Raw genomic sequence first — 22845 nt, forward strand, 5'->3', positions numbered from 1 at the left:
CGTATCACTCAGCCGTGGCGGTTTGTTTCTGTACGGGTACCACCGGCATACCGGCGACCAATCCTGCAGGGCTGCCGACGATCACCTGATCACCCGGTTTGAGCCCCTCGGTAATTTGCCAGCGAGCGCCTTGCATGACACCGGTTTGAACGCTCCGCAGTTCAGCAATGCCATTAGCCGCCACCAAGACTCGCGCCTGACCGTCGCTGCCTCTCTGAACAGCGCGCTGGGGAACCAATAGTGCTTGCTTGTCGGTGCCTTGAGGCGTGCGCACGCGCACATACATGCCTGGCAGGAGGGTGCTGTCGGCGTTGTCGAAACGCCCACGCAATATGACCTGGCCGGTACCACGATCCACAGTCACATCGGTGAACATGAGCTCACCCGTACGCTGGAAATCGGTCCCTTCCACTTGGGCTGTCAAATGCTGGCCGTCAGCCGCAAGTGCGCCCTCCTTCACCGCTTGGCGCAAACGCAGAGCGTCAGCGGCGGACTGCATGAAGTCGATGTAGATAGGGTCGAGTTGCTGGATGCGCGCCATTAGCGTCGCATCCCCTTGACCCACCAACGCGCCTTCAGTGGCTAGGGCGCGGCCGATACGTCCGGAGATGGGCGCGGTGACAGTTGCGTAGCCCAGGTTCAGTCGGGCGGTCTGTACATCGGCCTGAGCGGAGCGCACGGCCGCCTTGGTACTGCGTAACTCAGCAGTAGCGGTGTCGAAGTCCTGTTGACTGACCGCTTCGATCTTGACCAGTGGCTCATAGCGCTTCACCCGGGTCAGGGCATCCTGCTGCACAGCCTCGGCTCGGGCCAGGTCGGCCTCGGCGCGTGCCAGGGCGGCCTTGAACGGCGCCGGATCAATCTGGAAGAGCACATCGCCGGCTTTGACGTCGCTCCCCTCCTCGAAGCGTTTGTGCAAAACGATACCTGCCACTTGTGCTCGCACCTCAGCGACTCGCATCGGTTCAACCCGGCCTGGCAACTCTGCGGCCAATGTCATCTGTTCCGACACCAATGTCACAACGTCTACCGGATAGCTCGTATTGGCTGCACCCTCCTGCTCTTCTGCGGGATTACATCCGGCCAGGGCAATTACCGCTGCCAGCACACCCAATCTAATTGAACCTTTCTTGCCCATCACTCACCCGAAACCTTAATTGAAAACGGCCGAATGATACGTTTCGAGTTTTAATGAGTCAATTATGTCTCATTAGGATCTTCTTGGGATCGAATTGCGTTCAAAAAAATCAAGCGCGATTTCATAGGCAGACTTCCACCAGACAAGTTAGTAAACGCCCTTTACACCGCTGTTGCTATGCGACCAGGAGCATCAATGGGCGAGCTGGCTACGCTGGCTGGTATCAGCAGAGCAACACTGCATCGTTACTTCGGTACACGAGAAAACCTGGACATCAAGCTCGCACAGCACGCTACAGAATCCCTGCTCCAAATCCTTCACAACATCGATCTGCTTTTCATGCAGCCGATGGCAGCGGTTCGTCAGCTGATTCACGAGCATTTGAATCGAGGTGAACTCATGGTGTTTCTTGCGTCCCGCTACCATGTGCAGACCAAGGCGCAGCTTGAGGTTGATCTGCGGTTCTATCTGGAGAAGCTCGATGGGATGTTTCTAAACGGACAAGAGCAAGGCGTCTTTCGTATAGATGTCAGCGCTACGCTGCTGGCTGAGATGTTCGTATCGCTGTTGCATGGCGCGATAGATACTCGCCAACGAGGCCGCACGCCAAGAGAATGCAAAACAATGCTGGAACATGCTTTTCTGCTGGGCATCGCGACGCGACACAAGTGAATGCGCCCCCCGAAAACGAAATGGAAAAGGATGGGGGCTATTGCTCGCCGTCATCCAGCGGCGAACTCCAGATCGCCAGCTCAAGTGCTGCGGCGATTTGGATGCGATGTTCGGCAAGCTTGACGGGCAGCAGGTCCTGGGCGCGTTCCAGCCGACGCAGCAATGTATTGCGATGCGTACCCAGTGCTTCCGCGGTTTGGGTGATATTGCAGCCGTTGGCCAGAAAGGCGTGCAACGAATTTTGAAGAACCGTGGGCTCTGTCGCCAAGCGCCCTAGCGTACTCAAGACAAACTGCCTGGCCGCACGGGCGTCCTGGGTCATCAGGGACACCAGCCTCACTTGATCAATCGTGGCAACGGCGGGTGCGCCAGCCAAACGGCCCATCAATCTCTGGGTGGTCAAGGCTTCCAGGTGCGATCGACGGAAGCCATTCACCCCTGCTCCCGGGGAGCCGATTGCCGCGCGTATCTGTGGAAATTGCCGAGCAACGCCTTGCAGCATGCTCAGGTCCAGCGGCTTTGCCGCGTTGCTCCAGACCCACAGGGTAGCAGGACCAGCGAACACGATCAGGGGCGCTACTGTGCCAGTGAGATGCGCCAGAGCGCACGCCATATCCTCCAGCGGGCGGAGTTCTGCGTCCGGGATTTCGCTCCAGACGAGGCAGGCATGGTGCTTCTGAGAAAGGCTGTAGCCCAGTCGCTTGCCTAACTGCTCGTTATCCATATCTCTGCCGTCCAGCAACCGACTGACCAGACTGCGTTTGTCAATTTGGTCGTTATGGGCCTGGACGCTCTTTTCTTCCAGGATGATTTGGGTCACCACGCGCATGTTGCTGTCGATGAACTCCGAGATCGACCGCAACGAGACTTCCAGGAACTCCTCAAGCACTACGGGATCCTGCGTCAGGCTGAACGCCATCTTCATCCACAGGTCCCAGGCTACGTTTTGTGTCGATCTTGCGACGCTCATCAGCAGTTCGGACAAGCCTCTGCGGGCAAGCTCTCTGGCCGTGTCCACCATGTCAGCAGACACATAGGGTTCCACCGGTTCTCCAGGTCGCTGCAGATTTGCGTTCGCCCAGTGCAGCAATTCTGCCCGATTGGCGCGCCGGCACGCCGCCAGGATGACGGGGTCCTCAAGCAACCTCACCTCTTCTGGTGAAGAAAAAAGCGCCTGATTCAGGCGCTCGATCCACTCTGGCGGTAACGCCTGAGCGAGTTCGGCACCTTTGCGCATAAGCTCACGAACGGCTTCCGAAGGGCGTGGCCAAGGGGACGGTGTACTGGTCATGGACAAACCACTCAAAAAACGCAGGGAAAATAATGCAGGCGCAGGATGACGGATTAATACCCTTATGGCTTGCGCGCCACGAGCAGTCCGCCCGATGGCGCGCACCGCAATGAGCGACCCTTCACTCCTGGCGGGGTATTACCCCACGACGTGAAAACAGAACAGGTGCTCCGTCGGCATTGAACAGCGCCGCCGTCAGCGAGACACCATCAGCGGACTGCTTTTCCTGGAAACTGTGTCCACCATCGCTGCTTTGTACCATCAGCCCGTCCAGCCCGACCGCCAGCACTTTAGGGCCAGCTACCGCTACAGAGGTGACAGATCCTTTGCTTTGCGTTGGCAATCTGCGAAAGCCCTTTTCACTCGCTGAGCCATACAACAATGTCCCACGCTGGCCACCAAGCAGCAGACTTCCATCGGCCAGTACTGCGCCAGACCAAAGGGTGCCTTCGTAGCCGGTATCCAGATAGCGCCAGCTTTTTCCATGGTCTTCGGAGTGCAACACTTGCCCATGCTCGGCCGTGGCGTAAAGCGTGCCGCGGCTGTCGGCAAAAAGCCCCATCAGGTTGAGGTCGGCCCTCTTGGCGCCTGGTGGTGCCTGCAACGGCTGCTCCGTCCACGTCCTCCCACCATCCTCGGTAGTCAGCACCAAAGACCAGAGCCCTACCGCAACCCCCTGCTGGGCATTGAAAAAGTGCACTGCAAACAGGGGCCGATCCTCGACGCTGGACAGGCGCTGGATCTGCCAGGACTCACCACCATCCGTGCTGGCCAGGATCGCTCCCCAGTGACCAACTGCCCAACCCCGCTTGGCATCCACGAAAGACACCCCAGTCAGTGGTGTGGACAGCGGTACCGAGTTCGCCTGGTGGAAACGCTTGCCGTGATCATCGGACAACAACACGACGCCGTGATCGCCGACAGCAACCACGCGCTCCCCGGCCCAAACAGCGTCCAGCATGACGGCCCGCGAGGCATTGCTCGCCTGGACGGCAGGTACCGCCTGCAATGGTGCGGCCCGGAGAGACATCAGCGGAAGCGCTGCAGCAAGCAAGGCCGCGGTAAATGAAACAATGTATCGCATGTTTCTCTCCTCAGTGCAGCAATGCGCCGATCATGCGCACGGGGCGCTTGCGCGGGAACACCTGCTCCAGCCAGACGGCGAAGGCCGGCAGAACGCTCATGGCCATGACCATGTTGACGATGAACATGAAGGCAAGCAGTTTGCCCATGTCGGCCTGGAACTTAAGATCCGAAAACGCCCAGGTGGCGACGCCGACGGCCAGGGTGATCGCAGTGAAGATCGTGGCGACGCCCACCTCGAGCAGCGCGTACTCGACCGCCTTGGTGATCGGCTGGCCATGAGCCTGGTGCAGTTGTATGCGGTTGTAGATGTAGAACGCGTAATCGACGCCAATACCCACCGCCAGCACCATCACCGGCAACGTCGCAATGGTCAGGCCGATCTGCAATTCCTTCATGAACCAGTAGCCAATGAATGTACCGATGGTCAGAGGCAGGCAGCACACCAGGACCGCTCGCAAGTCACGGTAGACAATGAACACCAGCAGGGCGATGGCGACATAGACGTAAAGCAACATGGGGGTTTCGCTTTTCTCCACCTCTTCGTTGATGGCTGCCAGGACACCGGCGTTGCCTGAAGCAAGTCGGACCGCAATGCCAGGTATCGGGTAGTCGCTTCGGAACGCCTTGGCGGCTTCCACAACCCTGTTGATCGTCGTGGCTTTGTGATCGGTCAGATACAGGTGCACGGCAGTCATACTGCAGTCGGTACGCATCAGCCCGGGCGTGCGCGCAACTTCGGTGGCCAGCGCGGCGTAGTTCATCGGGTCGATGGGAACCGCGGCCATCTTCGGATTGCCTTCGTTGTAACCCTCATTGAATTGGCGCATGTTGGTGGAGAAGGAAGCGACCGACAGTACGCCAGGTACCCCCTGCATGGCCCACACAAAACGATCCTGATATTGACCCAGGGCGATATCCTCGCAGGCCACCTGAATGTCTTCGCCAGACGTTTGCGGACTGACTTCGAAAACCACGCTGAGCCAATCCAGGCCGATGTCGTAGTTGTTGGCGATGGAGACTGCATCTCGATTGAAACGCGAGTCCTCACGCAACTCTGGAGCACCCGCTTGCAGTGTGCCAACGACACGGTCGTGGCTTTGCCAGATCGCGACCAGAAAGACTGCCAAGGCAACGCCAAGCACCCACTGCGCGTTGCGCGGCTCGGCGAGGCGAGCCAGGCCTCGCAGCCAGCGGGACCTGCGCCTCCTGGAGACTTCCTGTGCCGCAGCGTACTTGTCATCGACGCGCAGTAAAGACGCCATCAGCGGCAACATCACCAGATTCGTGACGATCTTGTAGGCCACGCCAAGTGATGCCGTGATAGCCAGCTCTCGCACCATCGGAATGGGGATCAAGAGCAAAGTCACAAAGGAAACCAATGCCGTCACCAAAGCCAGGGTTCCAGGGATCAGCAATCCTGTGAAGCTTGACCGCGCCGCCTCTTCGGCCGGCTTGCCGATAGCGATTTCACGGACAATAAAGTTGATCTGCTGCACGCCATGAGAGACCCCGATGGCAAATACCAGAAAGGGTACTAAAACCGCCAACGGGTCGAGGCCGTACCCCAGCAGGCGCAGACTGCCGAACTGCCATACCAGCGAGGCCAGAGAACAGACCAGCGCCAGCAGCGTGAACCGCAGCGAGTGGCAGTACCAGTACACCGCCCCCGCCGTCAGCAGCAGCGCCAGCAAACAGAACTCCAGCACTGCTGAAGCCCCGTCAGCGATGTCGCCGATCTGCTTGGCGAAACCGATCATCTGGATTTCGAAAGCGCCATCCTCGAATTGCTGACGGATCTCATTCTCCAGCCGATGGTTGAACGCGACATAGTCCAGATGGGACCCGTTGGCATCGAACTCATTGAGTTCCGCGGTGATCATCGCACTGCTCTGGTCACGGGAGACCAGCGTACCAATGAAGCCTCCCTGTGCAGTGGAGTTAGAGATATTCGCGATGATCTCGTCATTCAAGTGCTCGGGAGAAACCGTCCCTGGTACCAACGGATCAGCGCGAAACCCTTCTTCAGTGATCTCGTTGACGAAGGCATTGGGCGTCCATAACGAACGCACACTGCTGCGTGATACCCCCGGGAGAAAGGTTACCGCCTGGGTAACGTCATAGAGCCGCTTCAGGCCTGGGGCGCTCCATATATCGCCATTTCGGCTTCTGACCACAATGGTCAGCCGGTTTGCCCCCAGCAGGTCGTTGCGGTACGCCTCGAACGTCTTGATATATTCGTGGCCTATCGGCAACTGCTTTTCGAAACCGGCATCCATACGCAATTGCACGGCGAACCAGCCCATGATCATGGTGAATCCGGCCAGGCTCGCCAGTACCAGCCAACGATGACCGAACAAGACGCCCTCGACGCGTGACAGCATGCCACGAGCCCGAATTTCAGATAGTTTTACGGAACCGTTCACGACAGGCCTCATAAGGTGCGGGAGATTGCGATGCCGACGTAATCGCGGTCGCGATACAGCTGATCGTAGGGAGTGTCGCCCCCCATGAACTTCGCGTAGTTGAGGGATATTTGCCAACTGGCTGGATTTCGCACGAAATTCAGGTAGAGGTTCATACTGCTCGCGTCTTCAGTGAAGGTTGCACTGAGGTTCGGTGTTCGCCCCCCAAGCGATCGCGAATAGAAGACCCCGGGGGTGACCTGCCATCCCGGCAGGAGCGTGCCGTCATAGGTAAGGCTCAAGTCCAGATTGATACCTGACGAGGTCTTGTCACCATGGGCTTTCGGAGCTGTCGCTGGGTCCAATTGCCATGTGTTCAACCCCGCAGCAATTGGCTCGCCGTTGACCTGATCATGTAGCTCCGGGTATTTGATGACCACAAGTTCAGTCAGCAAGGTGCCTGTGCTGGCCCCGGTGAAATCCAGAAGCGTCGGGGAATTCGAAGGCGTGAAGCTATACAGACCTGTCAGATGCCACTGGAATTTCTTTTCGTCCTTCCAGCATTTGCCACCATTGGCGGCACACATGTCGATAACCGGGTTGAGCATTACCGAGTCCTTCGGTCGGTACGACAGCTCTGTACCGACCGCCCAGTCACCTAGCGGCATGTTGGCACTGATGCCATACATCATCCGATCTTCCTGATACTCCCAGGTCGGTGCCGCTGCGAACGTGTTCGGGTCAAGAATATCCACACGCAATGACGGCAACTTGTCGTGATAACGCATCACGTAAAGACCGTAGTTGATGTCGCTGTCCTCCGGTTGCCAACGCAGAGAAAGACCCCATTGACCGCTATCACGGGCGTTCTTTTCAGAGAACCCGTAGACCCCCCTGCCCTCACCGAGCCCGTTGGTCGTGGACCAATAACTGCCTACCGGGGGGAGTTCACTCTTGTTCCAGCGGAACTGATAGTAAGCCTCGATATTCACCCCGGAACCCAGGCCCGACGCGACGCTGAGCATCGGCGCTGGCAGCACGGCCTCCTTGAGCTGCACGCCAGGACGCGCCAAGGCTTGATAGTCGTAGGAGTTGGTGTTGTTGATACCACCGACCACGAACAGGCTTTCGCCCCAGTTGATCACCTGGTTACCCAAGCGAGCCCGGACCCGCTGCCCGCCGACATCGAAGCCTTTGCTCACCCACAGATCAAGAAGGCGCGCCTTGAATTCGAGGTCATCGCGGGCATCGTCGGTAAGACCGTCACTACCGACACCCTCGGGCGTGTTGAACGATAGCGTGCCTGTGGTATCAGTTGCGGCAAAGTCCCGTATCCACGTGCCTCGCGCCATGAAGGTGACGTCCTCGGGCATCTTGAGCAACAGTTCGTGCGTACCTTTCAGGTAGTTGGTGAACATATCGCCCCGGTCGTAATTCAGGTCGCCCTGGTCAGCCACGCCTGAGGTTTGCGCCAGACAGCCAGAGGGCACGTTTTGCCCGGTGGCACCCTGGTTGATGAGGTTGCAGCCACGCGATTCCGTACGCAAACCCATGCCTGCGGTGATGGTGGAGTCAAAGGATCCACGGATGGTGTCGGTTGCAAATGTGAACCCCATTGCCAGTGGAGTTGCGCACACAATGACAAGGCCTAACGCTTTAGTAATTATTCTTTTCATGCTGGCTCTCGATCTGACGTCGTTTTAGCGCTCGCTGATGGCTCGCAGGTTGTCTGAGGTGAAAAAGTCGCGTTTAAGGCGAGGATTGCCGCTGTCCTCGGTGAGCCAGCGGATATCGCTCTTGCCCGCACCTATCGAGGTCATGTCGAAGAGATAACGACCATCGACCAGGTTGTACTGGACCTGCGCCTGCACATCGCACGTGCCTGTTTCGTACACGGGAATCGAGAACCCTTCACGCACCTTCCAGATCTGTCCTTGTTTGTCATAGTCGACGGCCAACAGAGGGTTCCAACTGTCCTCATCGATGTAGAACATACGTTTGGGTGCCTGGTGACGCATGCCTTGGCGGACATTGGCCTCGACGACCCATACGCGATGCAGCTCATAGCGGCGCGACTGCGCGGTGATCGAATCGCTGGCGGCGAACGTTTCCACCTTTTCGGCGGTGTCATAGGCACCGAAGGCGTTATACGGCACCAGCAGCTCCTGCTTGCCGATCAGTTTCCAGTCAAAGCGGTCCATCGTTCCGAAGAAGACGTTCGCCTCATCGACGGCGTACTGGTTATCCAGTCCAATCTGCGGAGCGTCGTAGGAGTACGACGGCATGCGCCGCACTCGACGCTGGCCGGGGAAGTAGTAGAAAGTCGTAGCCTGTTCGCCGGCCACGGCCGTTTGCACTGCCGACTGGCCGGCAAGCGCGGCAGGCTCCAGGTAATTGAAGAAGGTCGCGTTTTCCAGACGTCCGACGGACGAAAATAACGCGCTTCCTTTTTTCCCCCAGGGCGTGAAGAAGAAGGTGTCTGTGGATTGGCGCAACCACTCCCCTCCCTTGTGCGGCGAAATGCCCGAAATGCTTTTCGGGATTTCGACACCCATGCCGCGGTACCGCATCTTCATGTTCCACATCACCTCTGCCCCATTGCCGGGCATAGGGAACGGGACCCCAGGCAGATGAGCGTCATCGAGCGCGACACCCGCGGAGTCGAGCTTGGCGAAACCAACGTTTTGTCGGGTGTTCTCAGCGACGAAATCTGGCACGCCGCAGGTTCGGCGGGTTTGATAGACGTCCATGCGATAACCAGGAATCTTCTTGAACAGTTCGAGCTGGGCCGGCGACAACTTGTTTGCATGCTGTGCCACATTGCTTGAGTCGATGCTGTAGAGAGGTTTGTCGCCCTTGAACTTCCAATGCTCCCCTCGCACCTGGCCATAGCTCCAGCCCATACCCTGCGGCCCTGGAGGCGTCCAGGCTGGAATATCCCCGCTTGAGCTTGCGGCGCTCTCGCCGCCCATCGGCGTCAGCTTTGAGCCCAGCGCATCGGCCCCTTGGGGAGCGGCTTGTACCGAGCAGATCGCGGTCGATGCCACAAAGGTAACGAACAGCTGCCTGAAAATACGGCAGACGGACACATCACCTTCCAGCCGTGCAGTTACTTCTCTCATTGGAGGATCCTCAACAATGGCTTAAATCGGCCTCTCGACCTCCCGGTTGGGAAAATCGGCGGCACACATTTCATGATCATCCGACATGGTCAATTGACTATGTCGGATGATCGGCACGCAAGCCATGTGCCAGAAATCCGGATTCGTGATTTACATCAGACAAATCAGCTAGTTAGGTATTCACCGTTTATTACTTCCTATTCACTCGTCTGCTCTGTCATGGGAAGTAAAGAAACACGTGTTACCAATAGATGCTCTTTTATGTCGCACCGAATATGTCTGTGCACGTTTGTTCATCAGCGGAAGTTGGTCGCGCCCGGCCTCATTGCAGTTATTGGTCATCCAGCCGCCAGTTCCATTAGTACGGCTGGTTCGCCCATAAAAAAACCGCCCCGAGGGGCGGCTAAAAAAGCGGGCCTTCGGCTCGCCATGGAGTAACATCAAAAATCATAAACCAACTTAAGCGTTGCTTAGTGCAAGCAAGCAAAGCGCGTCACATTCTGAACAACTCAACCGGAATGGAGCATTTTGTGAAAAGGTACTTTCCTCGAGCGATGAAGTGCACCATAAGCATAAAACAACTGCACAATCGAATATGACCAGGTCAAAAAGGCAATGGTCATGAAGATCATTTTCGTGTCATCACCCGGAATCGGAAAGAAGTCATATCGCAGTGCCACCGTCAGCCCTGCCACCCCGCCGAGACTGGTGGCCAGTGCATGCAGACGCTCACCTGCACGCGCCAGGCGCCAGATAAAGTACGCAAGGTACAACGTGTAACCTGACCACATCAAAACATAGAAATAAGGAAGGGACTCTTTAAACGAACTCGACATGAAGTAGAGGGCCGCAGCTACAAAGCCGGCCAGAAACAGTAGAGCGTCTTTCCTAGCAGAAGGCTTGTAATTATGCGTTACGGCCATCAACCCCAGTGTTGCGATAATAGGTACACCAACTCCTCGGGAAAAGGCATCGAGAAAGATTGCAATATCATAATTGGCTTGCCAGCCTGTAGCAATGAAGGTCGTGAAGTTCGATGCAGAAATGCCCACAATCAGAAACTCTACGCCAAGCAGATAATTTTTGCGCCTGATAAATGCCGCGCCATAGTATAGGCCGCACACTACCAAAAGTACGCAGGAGATCAACGCGAATACATCTCTAAGTTCCACGATAACAGCCTCTGCAAGTTGGGTTGCGCCGTTCCCCTGTAGCAACTTGCAATAGGGCACGACTTCGCGTTGCGCTTAACCTTTCATGGCATTTTCTTTACGCACTTTCCTGTCAGTCCATGCATCCAGCAACTTGGCCACGGCAAAGGCAGACTGTATGGCGCACCATTGAAAAGGCTCAGGCAGCATGGATGGTGTTTTGTGTTGTAACGCCGCAAGCAGCTCAGGCGCTTTGCCGTTGATTTGTCTAGCAAAGAGCGACCCCATGAGCGATTGAGTGGCCAGCCCGTGACCCGAGCACCCCGTCGTATAGAAAATATTCTGTTTCGCGCCCATTGCACCGATCACAGGCAGAAAGTCATATGCGCCACTAACATAGCCGCTCCAGCAATGCTGGATGCCAAGTCCTCGCAGTGCAGGAAAGCGATCGCGCAGCACTTTAGCCAATGCCGTGTAGGCGCCATGATCGGGAATATTGGGTGTCATCGAACCGTAGGCATAACCCAGCTGTTTTACAGTCAACACCAATGTGCCATGCGCTGTCAGGCGGTGGCTTTCCATGGTGTAGTGCGGCGTGATGATCCCTTCCCGCGCGTTCCAACCCAGCTCAGTCAATTGCTTCGCTGATAGCGGTTGAGTTTCGATCGCGGAAACTCGAATCGCCGCGACCTTTTTCTGCAACACCCCCAACTGAGGTGTGTAAGCATTGGTTGCCAGCACCATGACAGGCGCGGTTGCACTTCCGTGCGTAGTCTTGCAGGTGATGACCTGCCCTTCACTGAAGGAAAGCAACGGAGTGCGCTCGTAGATTTTCACGCCTGCCTCGATTGCTGCACGCCGCAGGCCGCTGACGTACTTGCCGGGATTCAAGGTGCCACCGCGCTGCTCAGTACCGAACAAAAATGCTGGCGGGATCCCCCGCGCGCGCATCTCTGCATGGTCCACGAAGCGGGTGACGGAACCCAGCTTTGTCCCCAACTCCATATTTTGCCGCAAGCGCTTTTCTTGGCTGGAATGGACAGCCGCCCGAATCACACCGGAAGGGTTGTAGTCACAGTCGATACCCAACTCCTTCAATCGCCTTTCCACATATGGGACGGCCTCGTCATAGAACCTGACGAACTGCTTTGCCTGCTTCAACCCCACACGTTTGACGAAGAGTTCGCATTCAATTCCCATGCTGCCGAGCAAATAGCCCGCATTGCGTCCACTGGCGCCGAAGCCGGCGAATTCTTGTTCCAGCACTATGACGTCCGCACCGAGCGCTTTTAGCTCCAATGCGGTCGATAGACCGGCAAAGCCCGCTCCGATAACGATCACATCGGCACGCTCGTGACCGTTGAGCTCGGGCTGCAGATCGCCGGGCTGCTCCACCCATCCACCTAACTCGCGGAATCGCAACGATGCAGAATCGTCGTGAGCTGCTTTGGTTAACGCATTCATTAACATGACTCCCGGATTACCGACCATTGTTACCCCCGTGAGTCTGACCATGGGGGCTTGTTATCATCAGAATCCTTTTCCAGGCTCGGAAAAGGTGGGCATGCCGAGGAGCTCCTGTGGGTCTCGCATCTGGCCATCGATTTCCACCCAACCTAGTAGCGTGGAACTGGCGCTCCAGCCCAACAGGCGTTGCATTTCTGCAGGCAGTTCGCGAACACGCTCGATGGGAATGGAAAGGAAGTGGTTCTCTTCAAGACGCAGGAAAGCAAGGTCATAAGCCATCGTCAGGCCAGTGCGAGGAGACGCGGACGTGTTGGCGCCTCCACCGTGATACACCGACCCCATCCACAGCAGCGCGGAGCCCGCTTTCATTACCGCGGCGACTGTTTCTTCCTGGGTTGGCATTCGCTCGTCATCCCACTCATGGCTACCGGGAATAACACGCGTTGCACCGTTCTCTTCGGTGAAATCTGAAATGGCAAGCATGATTTGCAGCCGGGCCTCACGACCGTACTGGGGATGCCGCCATAACGACGTGGCATCGTCACGATGCAGTGGCTGAAGACCTTGACCCGGCCCAATCTGAATCGCCTGGGTAATGCTTAGTTGAATATCAGGCTCGATCTCAACGCGGTCGCTGCCCACCCAGACATGTGTGGGTGTCTGCAGGATCTTTCTGGCGGCCCCGAGGAACAGAGGGTTCAGTGCCACCTCCACAGCCATGTCGCTTCGCCCGATGATACGGGCGACGCGTCGAGTCTGCGTACCAGCGAAATAAGGATCCGCTCCGCAAGGGGCGGCATTCAAGTAGATGTCCAGGTCTTCGGTAAGGGGCTTCAGCATTCCTGGCGAGACAAAGTCGGAAATGATGACCCCGCCGTCACGCCTAATGATCTCCACCACCTGATCGATCGATGCCGCATTGCTGACCGTCGAGAGTTTTCGTGTATGCATCTGCTTTCTACCTGTCTGATTTTGTTGTTGTTCTATTCAGTGAGCGGGCCACCTAGGCTCAACTCACCCACTGCTAGCCATAGCGGCGGCTCTTTTTGTTATTTCTTCGCTTCAACAGACCAGCGATTCAAAGCTGGAGATTTCATGATTATCGAATATAGTCATCTGATCAAGTCATTTGATCAAATTATTTGCACATTGCTTTTGAGCTGCGGTTGAAGTCTTTGCAATTCAGCGTGACGAGGATGCGGTCATACCTTGCCGCACCTCTCCTTCCTGGAATGGGAATGGCTTTCGCACACCGGGTGCCTTTATGTCCGTCAGGAAAGGAACGCATCGACTCATGGATTGAAGAGCGACCTTGCGATAGCATTCGTCACCCTCGACGCCGGACCAGGGCCGGCGGCAACACCGAAAAAGGAGAACGTTCAATGGCTCGGATAGGTGCTGAAGAGCGCAGGCAGGACTTTATTGAAGCCACCATCAAGGTGATTGCGGAACACGGCGTAGCCAATGCCACTACGCGCCGTATCGCGGCGGCGGCAGACTCTCCGTTGGCTTCATTGCACTATGTCTTTCATACCAAGGACGAGTTGTTCTGTGCGGTCTACGAGTCCTTGATCAACATGCCACAGCAGTCGTTGCTGCATGCGCCGGCAGGGGCCACGGCAGCGGAATCGGTTGGGGAAATATTGCGCCATTTGGTCAGATGGTTCACTGCCAACCCTGACCTCGCGACCACCCAGTTCGAACTTTTCTTCTGGAACCTTCGCAACAATCCGGACATGGCGGCCAAGATCTATACCCTCTCCATCGAAGCGACCAAGCAAGTCATCGTGAAGAGCACTGGCGCTGAACTGGAACAGACCGCACTGACCGCCGTCAGCAGCCTGCTTATAAATCTGTTCGACGGTTTGTTGCTCGGCTGGTCCGCCCACCGCGACCATGAGCGCCTGGAAAAAGAGACCGAGGCAGCCTGCCAAGCGGTAGAACTGCTGGTGGCCGGTTATTAGCGCCATCATAGAGTTAGCCGTGCCGCGCTGCTGCACGGCAATCCTGGCACCTCGGCTTATCTGATTAATTCTGCAAGCGAACTATTCCCGGCGCAACGCCCTGCCCGTTCCACCTGACTCAATAGTGATCGTCTCTCTTCTCGCACAGGTCTCGCGTCTGCGCCTGTCCATATAAGCGTCACCCATTTACCACTCGATTGAGGCCAGCGCGTCAATCGCGGCTCCAACTCACGGTCAATCTCGCAGCTGTGGTGTAAATCAACCTAAAACGATAGCGGCCTGGTGCATTTTGCACCTTGTTCTGTGCGTTTGGCCGCCCTATTCTGGTCAGGTGATCAAGTCAAAAGATCAGTCTCTATAACACAACAATTAGGAGGCGACATGTCCTCTCACACTGCTCTTCCGCTTGAGCCGCTCGATATATTGATCATTGGAGCCGGGGTGTCTGGCATCGGTGCGGCGGCCTACCTGCGACGCCATCAGCCAAACAAAGTCTTTGCGATCCTCGAGTCCCGCGAACGAATGGGCGGTACTTGGGATCTGTTTCGTTATCCAGGCATTCGATCCGACTCGGACCTGTATACCTTCGGTTTCGACTTCAAGCCTTGGACCAAGGAGAAGTCTTTGGCGGACGCCGCAGACATTCTCGAATATCTGCGCGAAGCCATCGACGAGCATGATCTGGATCCCTTGATCCAGTACAAACAGAGGGTCATTTCGGCGAACTGGCAAAGTGACAACGGTTTGTGGGCGGTACGCGTCGAGGATGGCCCCACGAGGCAGATCCGTACGATCCAATGCCGCTGGCTATTCAGTGCGGGCGGTTACTACCGCTATGACCAGGGCTTCAGCCCTCGCTTCGAGGGTACCGAACAGTTCAAGGGACAAATAATCCATCCTCAACACTGGCCGGAACATTTGGACTATACGGGCAAGCGGGTCGTTGTCATCGGCAGTGGCGCAACGGCTGTGACCCTGATCCCAGCCATGGCGGACAAAGTCGCCAGCATCACCATGCTGCAGCGCACACCCTCCTACATCATCAACCAGCCCGCCAATGATGCGGTTGCATCGTTTTTGCGCAAAATTCTGCCTGCGCAAACAGCCTATTCCCTGACGCGCTACAAGAACGCCTGGATTACCTTGGCCTTCTGGGGATTCTGCCAGCGCTTCCCCAAGCTTTCGCGAAAAATGCTTTTGTGGCTAACCCGCAAGGAGTTGCCGAAAGACTACCCGGTCGACGTGCATTTCAATCCGCCCTATAACCCTTGGGACCAACGTTTATGTTCGGTTCCCGAAGGTGATTTGTTCAAAGCCATCAGCGCAGGTAAAGCTGACGTCGTTACCGATCACATCGAGCGGTTCACCGAGTCCGGTGTGTTGCTCAAATCTGGCAGGACGCTGAAGGCCGACATCATCGTTACTGCCACGGGGCTGAACGTACAGCTGTTCGGCGGCATTACATTGCACAAGGACGGCAAGCCGGTAGTACTCAGCGAGACCTTGGCTTACAAGGGAATGATGCTCTCCGGCGTTCCCAATTTCGCCTTTGCGGTGGGCTACACCAATTCTTCCTGGACCCTCAAAGTGTGTCTGTTGTGCGACCACTTCTGTCGCTTGCTCGGCTTCATGGAGGATAAAGGCTACAACGTCTGCGAGCCCAAGGCGCCGGACGGGATCGAAACCCGCCCCTTGTTGGACTTTGGTGCCGGCTATGTGAAACGCGCGCTGGACAGCATGCCACGGCAAGGGCCGCGCGAGCCTTGGGTCATGTCGATGGATTACTTTCGCGACGTCAAACTGCTGCGCCGCGGCACAGTGGCTGACAAATGCCTCACGTTCACGACAGTACCCACGGCGCCCTTGCACGCTGGCGTCGTGTTGACGCAGCAAGGTAGCCGCCAATGAGTACCGATCGCTTTTACGAGCTGTCGGGAGAACGCAAGCTCTGCTATCGCAGCTACGGCACTGAAGGCGCCCCGGCGGTCATTCTCATTGTCGGTCTGGGGCTGCAGCTGACCTACTGGCCGCAGCCGCTGATCGCCGGTCTGGTTGAGCGGGGATTGCGCGTTATCACATTGGACAACCGTGATTCCGGCAGGTCGTTCTTCACTGAAATGCCCCCTCCGTCAGTCATTCAACAGTTCTTCCGCAAGCGAACCCCCGGCTATGACCTACGTGACATGGCCAACGACGTGATCGAGCTCATGAACGGCTTGAAGCTGGAAACAGCGCACGTCGTGGGGATGTCGATGGGGGGAATGATCGGCCAGACACTCGCCGCGCATCATCCCGAGCGTGTCAGGACACTCACTTCCATCTTCTCGACAACCGGCTCACTGCGCGTAGGCCAGCCAGCGCTCAAAGCCATTTTGCAGCTCCTGCGCCGCCCTCCGCGCAATCAACAGGAAAGCGTCAGGGACTATCTGGACATCATGGGCCTGATTGGCTCGACACTCGAATGGAATGAGCAAGCACTGCGTGACTATGCGATGGAGGCGTGGGAGCGAGGTGGTGGTGAGGCAAGCAACCTCGGTACCGCCAGGCAGATTGGCGCAATTATCAACTCAGGTGACCGAACCAGGGAACTCCAGCAGATTTGCTGCAGCACTCTGGTCATTCATGGGGATAAAGACCGCATGGTCGCGACAAACGGAGGGTTCGCCACGGCCGCGGCGATTCGTCGGTCAAGTTTGGTTCTGTTGCCTGGGATGGGGCATGACTTGCCAGCGTGCCTGTCAGGCACGCTGCTCTCCCTTTTGGCAGGACACATGCGTTAGCACAGTTTCCCTTTAGGGGCACGCAGCTTGGCCGCCCCTCTTTTTATCCCCCTGGAGGTTTCTCGCAGTACATGTCATCAGAACCCAGAACAACAACATTTCCGGCTTGCGCGAACCACCCAAGCCATACATCACACGCCTGAGCTGTCGACCACGGCCTGGCGCGGATGCTCCTCCACTGCCCTTTCAACAATGACAACAATTGAGCAAGAGGTACGTATGGAATTCAAGTTCTTACTCCCCACCAAAGTCGTGATGGAAGCAGGTCTGCGTGAGCGCACCGGCGAACATCTACGGGAACTTGGCCTGGCACGCGTCCTGATCGTGACAGATGCCGGTGTGAAGGCAGCGGGCCTGCTCGACAGCGTCTATGCCAGCCTGAACAAGGCAGGCATCACGTACGAGGAAGTTTCGGACATCAAGGCCAACCCTCGCAGCGAGGATATCAACCGCACCGCTACGCTCTATCGGGGCAAAGGCATCGATGGCCTGCTGGCCGTTGGTGGCGGCAGCGCTATGGATGCAGCCAAGGCCATCAGCGTGCTGCTGACTCATGAAGGTCGCATCGAGGATTACGAAGGCTCGTTCACGCTCAAGCATGCCATACCGCCTATCGTCGCTATCCCGACCACGGCAGGCACCGGTAGCGAGGTGACATGCTTTTCAGTGATCACCGACACCGCGCGTCATTACAAAATGAGCGTTCTGGACTATCGAGTCGGGCCGGTGCTGGCCCTACTGGATTCACACATCACCAACACACTCCCGTCGTCAATTGCCGCCGCGACCGGGATGGATGCCTTGACCCATGCCATCGAAGCCTACACCTGTCGCGCATCGAATCCGATCAGCGACGGCCTGGCGCTGCATGCCATCCGCCTGATCGGTCAGTTTCTCAAGCCAGCAGTGCATGATCCGGCAAACCTGGAAGCTCGCGAGCAGATGCTGGTGGCCAGTTTAATCGCGGGGATGGCATTCGGTAACGCGGATGTCGCCAGCGTGCACTGCATCTCCGAAGCGATCGGTGGCCTGTACGACACGCCACACGGTGTGGGCAACGCGATTTTCCTGCCCTTCGTATTCGATCACAACCGTGACGCCGATATTGTCCGCCATGCCCAGGTTGCCTACGCATTGGGAATCGATCCCACGCTTTCGCCGGTCGATGCCGCCGAGGCCGCTGTTGGCCACCTGTTCCAGATGAGCAAGGACTTGGGCATTCCCTGCTTCGCCGAGGTGAAAGGTGTGTGCGAGGAGGATTTCCTGATCATTGCCGAAAAGTCGAAGCAGAACTTTTCAGACGCCAGCAATGCCAAGGCAATGACCGTGCAGGCCTACCACGACATCATCACCAATGCTTACAACTTCGTGGCGTGAGAGGTGCCAGTCATGAGCCAATCAATCTCCAGCGCCTCGTTGCGGCGCACTCTGGGCCCGTTTTCCGTTCTGCTGTTCGGCCTGGCGTTTCTCGCCCCATTAATTGTATTCGGCACCTACGGCGTGATCTCGCAGGCAAGCGGGAACACCACGGCGATGGCTTACCTGGTCGCTGCGACCGGCGTGATTTTCACGGCGTTGAGCTACGGCCGACTGGTCAAGGTGTTCCCGGTAGCGGGTTCGGCCTACACCTATACCCGCAAGATGCTGAACGCGAATGTGGGCTTCATGGTGGGCTGGGCTGCCCTGCTCGACTACTTTTTCATTCCGATGCTGATCTGGTTGCTCGGCGCCAGTTATCTCAGCATGGCATTTCCAGAGGTACCTCAATGGGTGTGGATCACAGGCTTCATCGTTTCCACAACGCTGCTAAATATCCTGGGCATCCAGGTCGCTAACCGTTTCAACGTGCTGTTGATGGTGGCGCAACTTGTCATCATCGCCGTGTTCATCGGTCTGTGCGGGCATTACATCGTTGCTGCCAACGGGGCTGGCGGGCTGCTGTCCACCAGGCCGTTCTTCAACCAGGACGTGCCGTTCGCCACCACCATGGCCGGCGCCGCCATTGCTGCGTATTCCTTTCTGGGCTTTGACGCGCTGTCCACTCTGAGCGAGGAAACCCGCGACCCAGGTCGGACGCTCCCGCGTGCCATTCTGCTGGTCGCTTTGATCGGCGGCACAGTGTACGTCGGTTCCTCGTACTTCATGTTCCTGGCGCACCCTTCTCTCGCGTTCGAAAATGTCGATGGTGCCGCCTTCGAGATTGCCCGGATGATCGGGGGGGATCTGTTCTTTGCAGTGGTCCTGGCCGGCATCATCATCGCCCACTTCGCTGCAGGGATGTCATTCCAGGCAAGCGTGGGACGACTGCTGTATGCGCTCGGCCGGGACAACCAACTGCCACGCAGTTTGTTCGGCGCCCTTCACCCTCGCTACAAGACACCGGCCTTCAACATCCTGCTTTGCGGTGCCTTCGGCACCGCGGGGTTTGGCTTGACGATCGCCACCGCGACTTCCCTGGTCAATTTCGGCGCTTTTCTCGCCTTCACCGCCGTCAACCTTTGCGCATTGCGGCTCACCTTCGATGTACGCGTGAAGGATGGCGCCGGCTTGTTGCGTGGCGTGCTCTTCCCACTTATCGGTCTGATCACCGCCGGGTGGATGCTGGCCAGCCTCGATAAAGACGCACTGATCATGGGTTGTAGCTGGCTTTGCCTGGGCGCGGTTTATCTCGCCTGCCGAACCAGCTTCTTCCGCAACCCAGTCCCTGAAGCTTTGGTATAGCGATCAATTTCCAATCGAACGCTTTGATAACAACCACAAGGCAAGGCAATGGCATTGCCCGTTCAATGGTGAGATACGACATGCAAACAAAACTCCTGATCAATGGCGCCCTCGTGGTCGGCGAAGGCGAAAACCTGGACGTGTATAACCCATCCCTGGGGCGCGTCCTGGTACAGACCAAAGAGGCCAGTCGCGCCCAGGTTCATGCCGCAGTCCAGAGCGCAGATGCGGCCTTTGAAGCTTGGTCGCAGACACCGCCCAAAGACCGTGCGGCACTGCTGCTCAAGCTCGCCGACAGCATCGACGCACAGGCGCAGGATTTCGCTCGCCTGGAAGCGGATAACTGCGGCAAGCCTTTCGCGGCTGTGCTGCAGGATGAATTGCCCGCCGTATCGGACGTGTTCCGCTTCTTTGCCGGCGCCGTTCGCTGCCTGCAGGGGTCGGCGGCGGGCGAGTACCTTCCGGGCCACACCTCGATGATCCGCCGGGACCCCATAGGCGTCGTCGCCTCCATCGCGCCATGGAACTACCCCTTGCTGATGGCGGCGTGGAAGCTCGCCCCTGCACTGGCTGGCGGTAACACCGTTGTACTGAAACCGTCGGAGCACACCCCAATGAGCACCTTGAAACTGGGGGAGCTGCTCGCCGACATCTTCCCCGTCGGCGTGGTCAACATCGTCCACGGGCGAGGTGCCTCGGTGGGTGAACCGCTGACCCGCCACGCTCAGGTTCGCATGGTGTCTCTGACTGGCTCAGTGCGTACCGGCAGCCGGATCATCGAAGACACGGCCGACAGCGTGAAAAGGATGCACATGGAACTGGGTGGCAAGGCACCTGTACTGATCTTCGATGATGCCGACATCGACGCCGCCGTCGAAGGCATCCGCGCTTTCGGTTTCTACAACGCAGGCCAGGACTGTACTGCTGCCTGCCGCCTCTATGTGCAAAAGGCGGTCTACCCAGAATTCGTTCGCAAGCTCGGCGAGGCGGTGTCCAGTATCAAGTGCGGGCTTCAGGATGACCCGGCAACCGAGATGGGTCCCCTGATCACCCAAGAGCACCTGGAGCGTGTCGAGGGCTTCGTGAACCGTGCCAGGGAGCTTCCCCACATCGAGGTCGTCACGGGCGGCAAGCGCGCCGCGGGCGCCGGGTTCTTCTTCGAACCTACAGTTCTGGCCGGCACCCAGCAGCAAGATGAGGTGGTGTGCCGTGAGATCTTCGGCCCGGTGGTGACGGTTTCGTCATTCGAGGACGAAGCGCAGGTACTGGCGTGGGCCAATGAATCGGACTACGGCCTGGCCTCTTCGGTGTGGACTGCCGATGTGGGGCGGGCTCATCGACTGGCCGCTCGCCTCCAATACGGCTGCACTTGGGTCAACACCCACTTCATGTTGGTAAGCGAGATGCCCCATGGTGGGGTGAAGCTGTCCGGGTACGGCAAGGACCTGTCCATGTACGGGCTGGAAGACTACACGGTGGTGCGCCATGTGATGTTCAAGCACTGACACCGTAATTCCATGCAACCCCTGCTTAGAACTTTCAAGAGGTTATATATGAGCAACATCGAGACTTTCGAACGACTCGAGTCCAACGTGCGGATGTATTGCCGTGACCTGCCGCTGGTGTTCGATACCGCCCAAGGGAGCAAGATCCACGCTGAGGATGGCCGCGAATACCTGGACTTCTTCGCCGGCGCCGGCGCACTTAACTATGGCCACAACGACCCGCGCATGCGCGATGCCTTGATCGAGTATCTTTCGGCCAATGGAGTGACCCATGGCCTGGACCTGCATACCAGCACCAAACGTCGGTTCCTGGAAGCGATCGAGCGTGACCTGTTCGAGCCACGAGGCTGGAACTACAAGGTCCAGTTCACTGGCCCAACCGGTGCCGACGCTGTCGAGGCGGCGTTGAAGCTTGCGCGCAAGGTGACGGGGCGCACAAAGGTCGTATCGTTCTACGGGGCTTACCACGGCATGACAGCCGGAGCCTTGGCGATCACCGGAAACCGCACTCGCCGAGGCCCAGGGTTGTCCAGCGACGTGGTTTTCGTGCCATACGAAGACAGCCCTTACGGCGAATTCGACAGTCACGGTTTCCTTGAGCGCCTGGCCAACGACCAGGGCAGCGGATCGGAACTTCCCGCGGCTGTGATCGTGGAATCCGTACAGATTCAAGCGGGTGTCTTTTCGGCATCCAATGAATGGTTACAACGGTTGCGCAGGTGGACCACCGAACACGGGGTGTTGCTCATCTGCGATGAAATCCAGGCGGGCTGCGGCCGGACCGGTGACTTCTTCGGTTTCGAGCGTTCCGGGATTCAACCAGACCTGATCACCTGTGCGAAGTCGATCAGCGGCTTTGGCCTGCCGATGGCGATTGTGTTGATTCGCGCGGAGCTGGACGTATGGCAACCCGGCGATCACATCGGCACGTTCCGCGGTAATCAACTAGCGTTCCTCACCGCCCAGATCGCGCTCAGCTATTGGCGCGATGGGCAGTTCCTGAAACTGCTAGCCGACAACTGCGCGGCCATGGAACGCGCTGTTGCGGGATTCGCCGAGATTTCCGGTGTAGCGTCCGCGCGCTGTCGCGGCATGATCGCAGGCATTGATTTCGGCCGCGGCAACGTTGCGTTGGCCAAGGATGCACAGCAGCGTGCGCTGCAGGCGGGTGTACTGGTCGACCGCTGCGGCCCGAACGGCGAAATCATCAAGCTGATGCCGCCTGTGAATACCCCGACCGATCAGCTTGAAGCAGGACTGAAAGCCTTCGGTGAATCGGTCGAGGCAGCGCTGAGTACGTAACGGACTGCCGAGTGGCACGTGTTGTAACACCTGCCGCTCGGCCTCTTCGCACATTCAAGTCGACAATCGCACCCGGCTGTTCGCTCTGAATGCGCCTTCTCTCCGATCAGGTTCCAAGGTAACAACTATAAAAATACCGCTGGAGGATCATATGCGCCGATTTGGTTTTCTACTGGCCGTTTTGACGCTGGCCATTTTCTTGAGTGCCCTTCTCGCCCCCAAACCTTCCCTCGTCAACCGCGGG

Annotated in this window: 17 protein-coding genes; 8 read left to right on the plus strand and 9 right to left on the minus strand. The window is 57.6% G+C overall.

The window, feature by feature from the left end:
• Positions 1-4: 4 nt before the first annotated feature.
• Entirely contained in the window at positions 5-1138 is a 1134-nt protein-coding gene (locus ACEN8Z_RS16800) for a MexC family multidrug efflux RND transporter periplasmic adaptor subunit (RefSeq protein ID WP_495594945.1), read from the minus strand.
• Between the two features lie 195 nt (positions 1139-1333).
• On the opposite strand from ACEN8Z_RS16800, the gene ACEN8Z_RS16805 reads away from it, so the two are divergent.
• Positions 1334-1810, plus strand: coding sequence for a TetR/AcrR family transcriptional regulator (locus ACEN8Z_RS16805; RefSeq protein WP_495594946.1), 477 nt, complete (start codon positions 1334-1336; stop codon positions 1808-1810).
• 37 nt (positions 1811-1847) lie between these two features.
• On the opposite strand, the gene ACEN8Z_RS16810 is transcribed toward ACEN8Z_RS16805, so the two are convergent.
• From ACEN8Z_RS16810 to ACEN8Z_RS16845, 8 genes are all read right to left on the minus strand, one after another.
• Positions 1848-3047 (minus strand): PucR family transcriptional regulator, encoded by a 1200-nt coding sequence (locus tag ACEN8Z_RS16810; protein WP_495594947.1) that lies wholly within the window; start codon positions 3045-3047, stop codon positions 1848-1850.
• 175 nt (positions 3048-3222) lie between these two features.
• Positions 3223-4185, minus strand: a complete 963-nt coding sequence (locus tag ACEN8Z_RS16815) for a WD40/YVTN/BNR-like repeat-containing protein (RefSeq protein ID WP_495594948.1) — start codon at positions 4183-4185, stop codon at positions 3223-3225.
• A 10-nt stretch (positions 4186-4195) separates the two neighbouring features.
• A complete protein-coding gene (locus ACEN8Z_RS16820) occupies positions 4196-6568 on the minus strand; it encodes an efflux RND transporter permease subunit (protein WP_495594949.1) in 2373 nt (790 codons plus the stop codon).
• A 50-nt stretch (positions 6569-6618) separates the two neighbouring features.
• Positions 6619-8265, minus strand: a complete 1647-nt coding sequence (locus ACEN8Z_RS16825) for a DUF1302 domain-containing protein (protein WP_495594950.1) — start codon at positions 8263-8265, stop codon at positions 6619-6621.
• A 24-nt stretch (positions 8266-8289) separates the two neighbouring features.
• Positions 8290-9711, minus strand: coding sequence for a DUF1329 domain-containing protein (locus tag ACEN8Z_RS16830; protein ID WP_495594951.1), 1422 nt, complete (start codon positions 9709-9711; stop codon positions 8290-8292).
• Positions 9712-10220: 509 nt separating this feature from the next.
• On the minus strand, positions 10221-10883 hold the full coding sequence (locus ACEN8Z_RS16835) for a hypothetical protein (RefSeq protein ID WP_495594952.1): 663 nt from the start codon (positions 10881-10883) through the stop codon (positions 10221-10223).
• A gap of 75 nt (positions 10884-10958) precedes the next feature.
• Complete coding sequence (locus tag ACEN8Z_RS16840) at positions 10959-12326, minus strand: NAD(P)/FAD-dependent oxidoreductase (RefSeq protein WP_204931505.1); 1368 nt, start codon at positions 12324-12326, stop codon at positions 10959-10961.
• 66 nt (positions 12327-12392) lie between these two features.
• Positions 12393-13280: a phytanoyl-CoA dioxygenase family protein gene (locus ACEN8Z_RS16845; protein WP_204931507.1), complete on the minus strand. Its 888-nt coding sequence runs from the start codon at positions 13278-13280 to the stop codon at positions 12393-12395.
• A gap of 431 nt (positions 13281-13711) precedes the next feature.
• On the opposite strand from ACEN8Z_RS16845, the gene ACEN8Z_RS16850 reads away from it, so the two are divergent.
• The 7 genes from ACEN8Z_RS16850 to ACEN8Z_RS16880 all read left to right on the plus strand — a co-directional run bounded on the left by ACEN8Z_RS16850 (position 13712) and on the right by ACEN8Z_RS16880 (position 22601).
• On the plus strand, positions 13712-14293 hold the full coding sequence (locus tag ACEN8Z_RS16850) for a TetR/AcrR family transcriptional regulator (RefSeq protein WP_495594953.1): 582 nt from the start codon (positions 13712-13714) through the stop codon (positions 14291-14293).
• A 381-nt stretch (positions 14294-14674) separates the two neighbouring features.
• Positions 14675-16201: a flavin-containing monooxygenase gene (locus ACEN8Z_RS16855; protein ID WP_495594954.1), complete on the plus strand. Its 1527-nt coding sequence runs from the start codon at positions 14675-14677 to the stop codon at positions 16199-16201.
• Entirely contained in the window at positions 16198-17073 is an 876-nt protein-coding gene (locus ACEN8Z_RS16860) for an alpha/beta fold hydrolase (protein WP_204931513.1), read from the plus strand. Before ACEN8Z_RS16855 ends, ACEN8Z_RS16860 begins: the two co-directional genes overlap by 4 nt.
• Before the next feature lie 219 nt (positions 17074-17292).
• The gene (locus ACEN8Z_RS16865; RefSeq protein WP_495594955.1) at positions 17293-18450 is read left to right on the plus strand and encodes an iron-containing alcohol dehydrogenase; all 1158 of its coding nucleotides are present in this window, start codon (positions 17293-17295) and stop codon (positions 18448-18450) included.
• Positions 18451-18462: 12 nt separating this feature from the next.
• The gene (locus tag ACEN8Z_RS16870; protein ID WP_204931517.1) at positions 18463-19794 is read left to right on the plus strand and encodes an APC family permease; all 1332 of its coding nucleotides are present in this window, start codon (positions 18463-18465) and stop codon (positions 19792-19794) included.
• 80 nt (positions 19795-19874) lie between these two features.
• On the plus strand, positions 19875-21299 hold the full coding sequence (locus ACEN8Z_RS16875) for a gamma-aminobutyraldehyde dehydrogenase (RefSeq protein WP_204931518.1): 1425 nt from the start codon (positions 19875-19877) through the stop codon (positions 21297-21299).
• Between the two features lie 48 nt (positions 21300-21347).
• Positions 21348-22601 (plus strand): aspartate aminotransferase family protein, encoded by a 1254-nt coding sequence (locus ACEN8Z_RS16880; protein WP_495594956.1) that lies wholly within the window; start codon positions 21348-21350, stop codon positions 22599-22601.
• Positions 22602-22845 lie beyond the last annotated feature (244 nt).

It is taken from the genome of Pseudomonas sp. Pseusp10 (genome assembly GCF_059492225.1).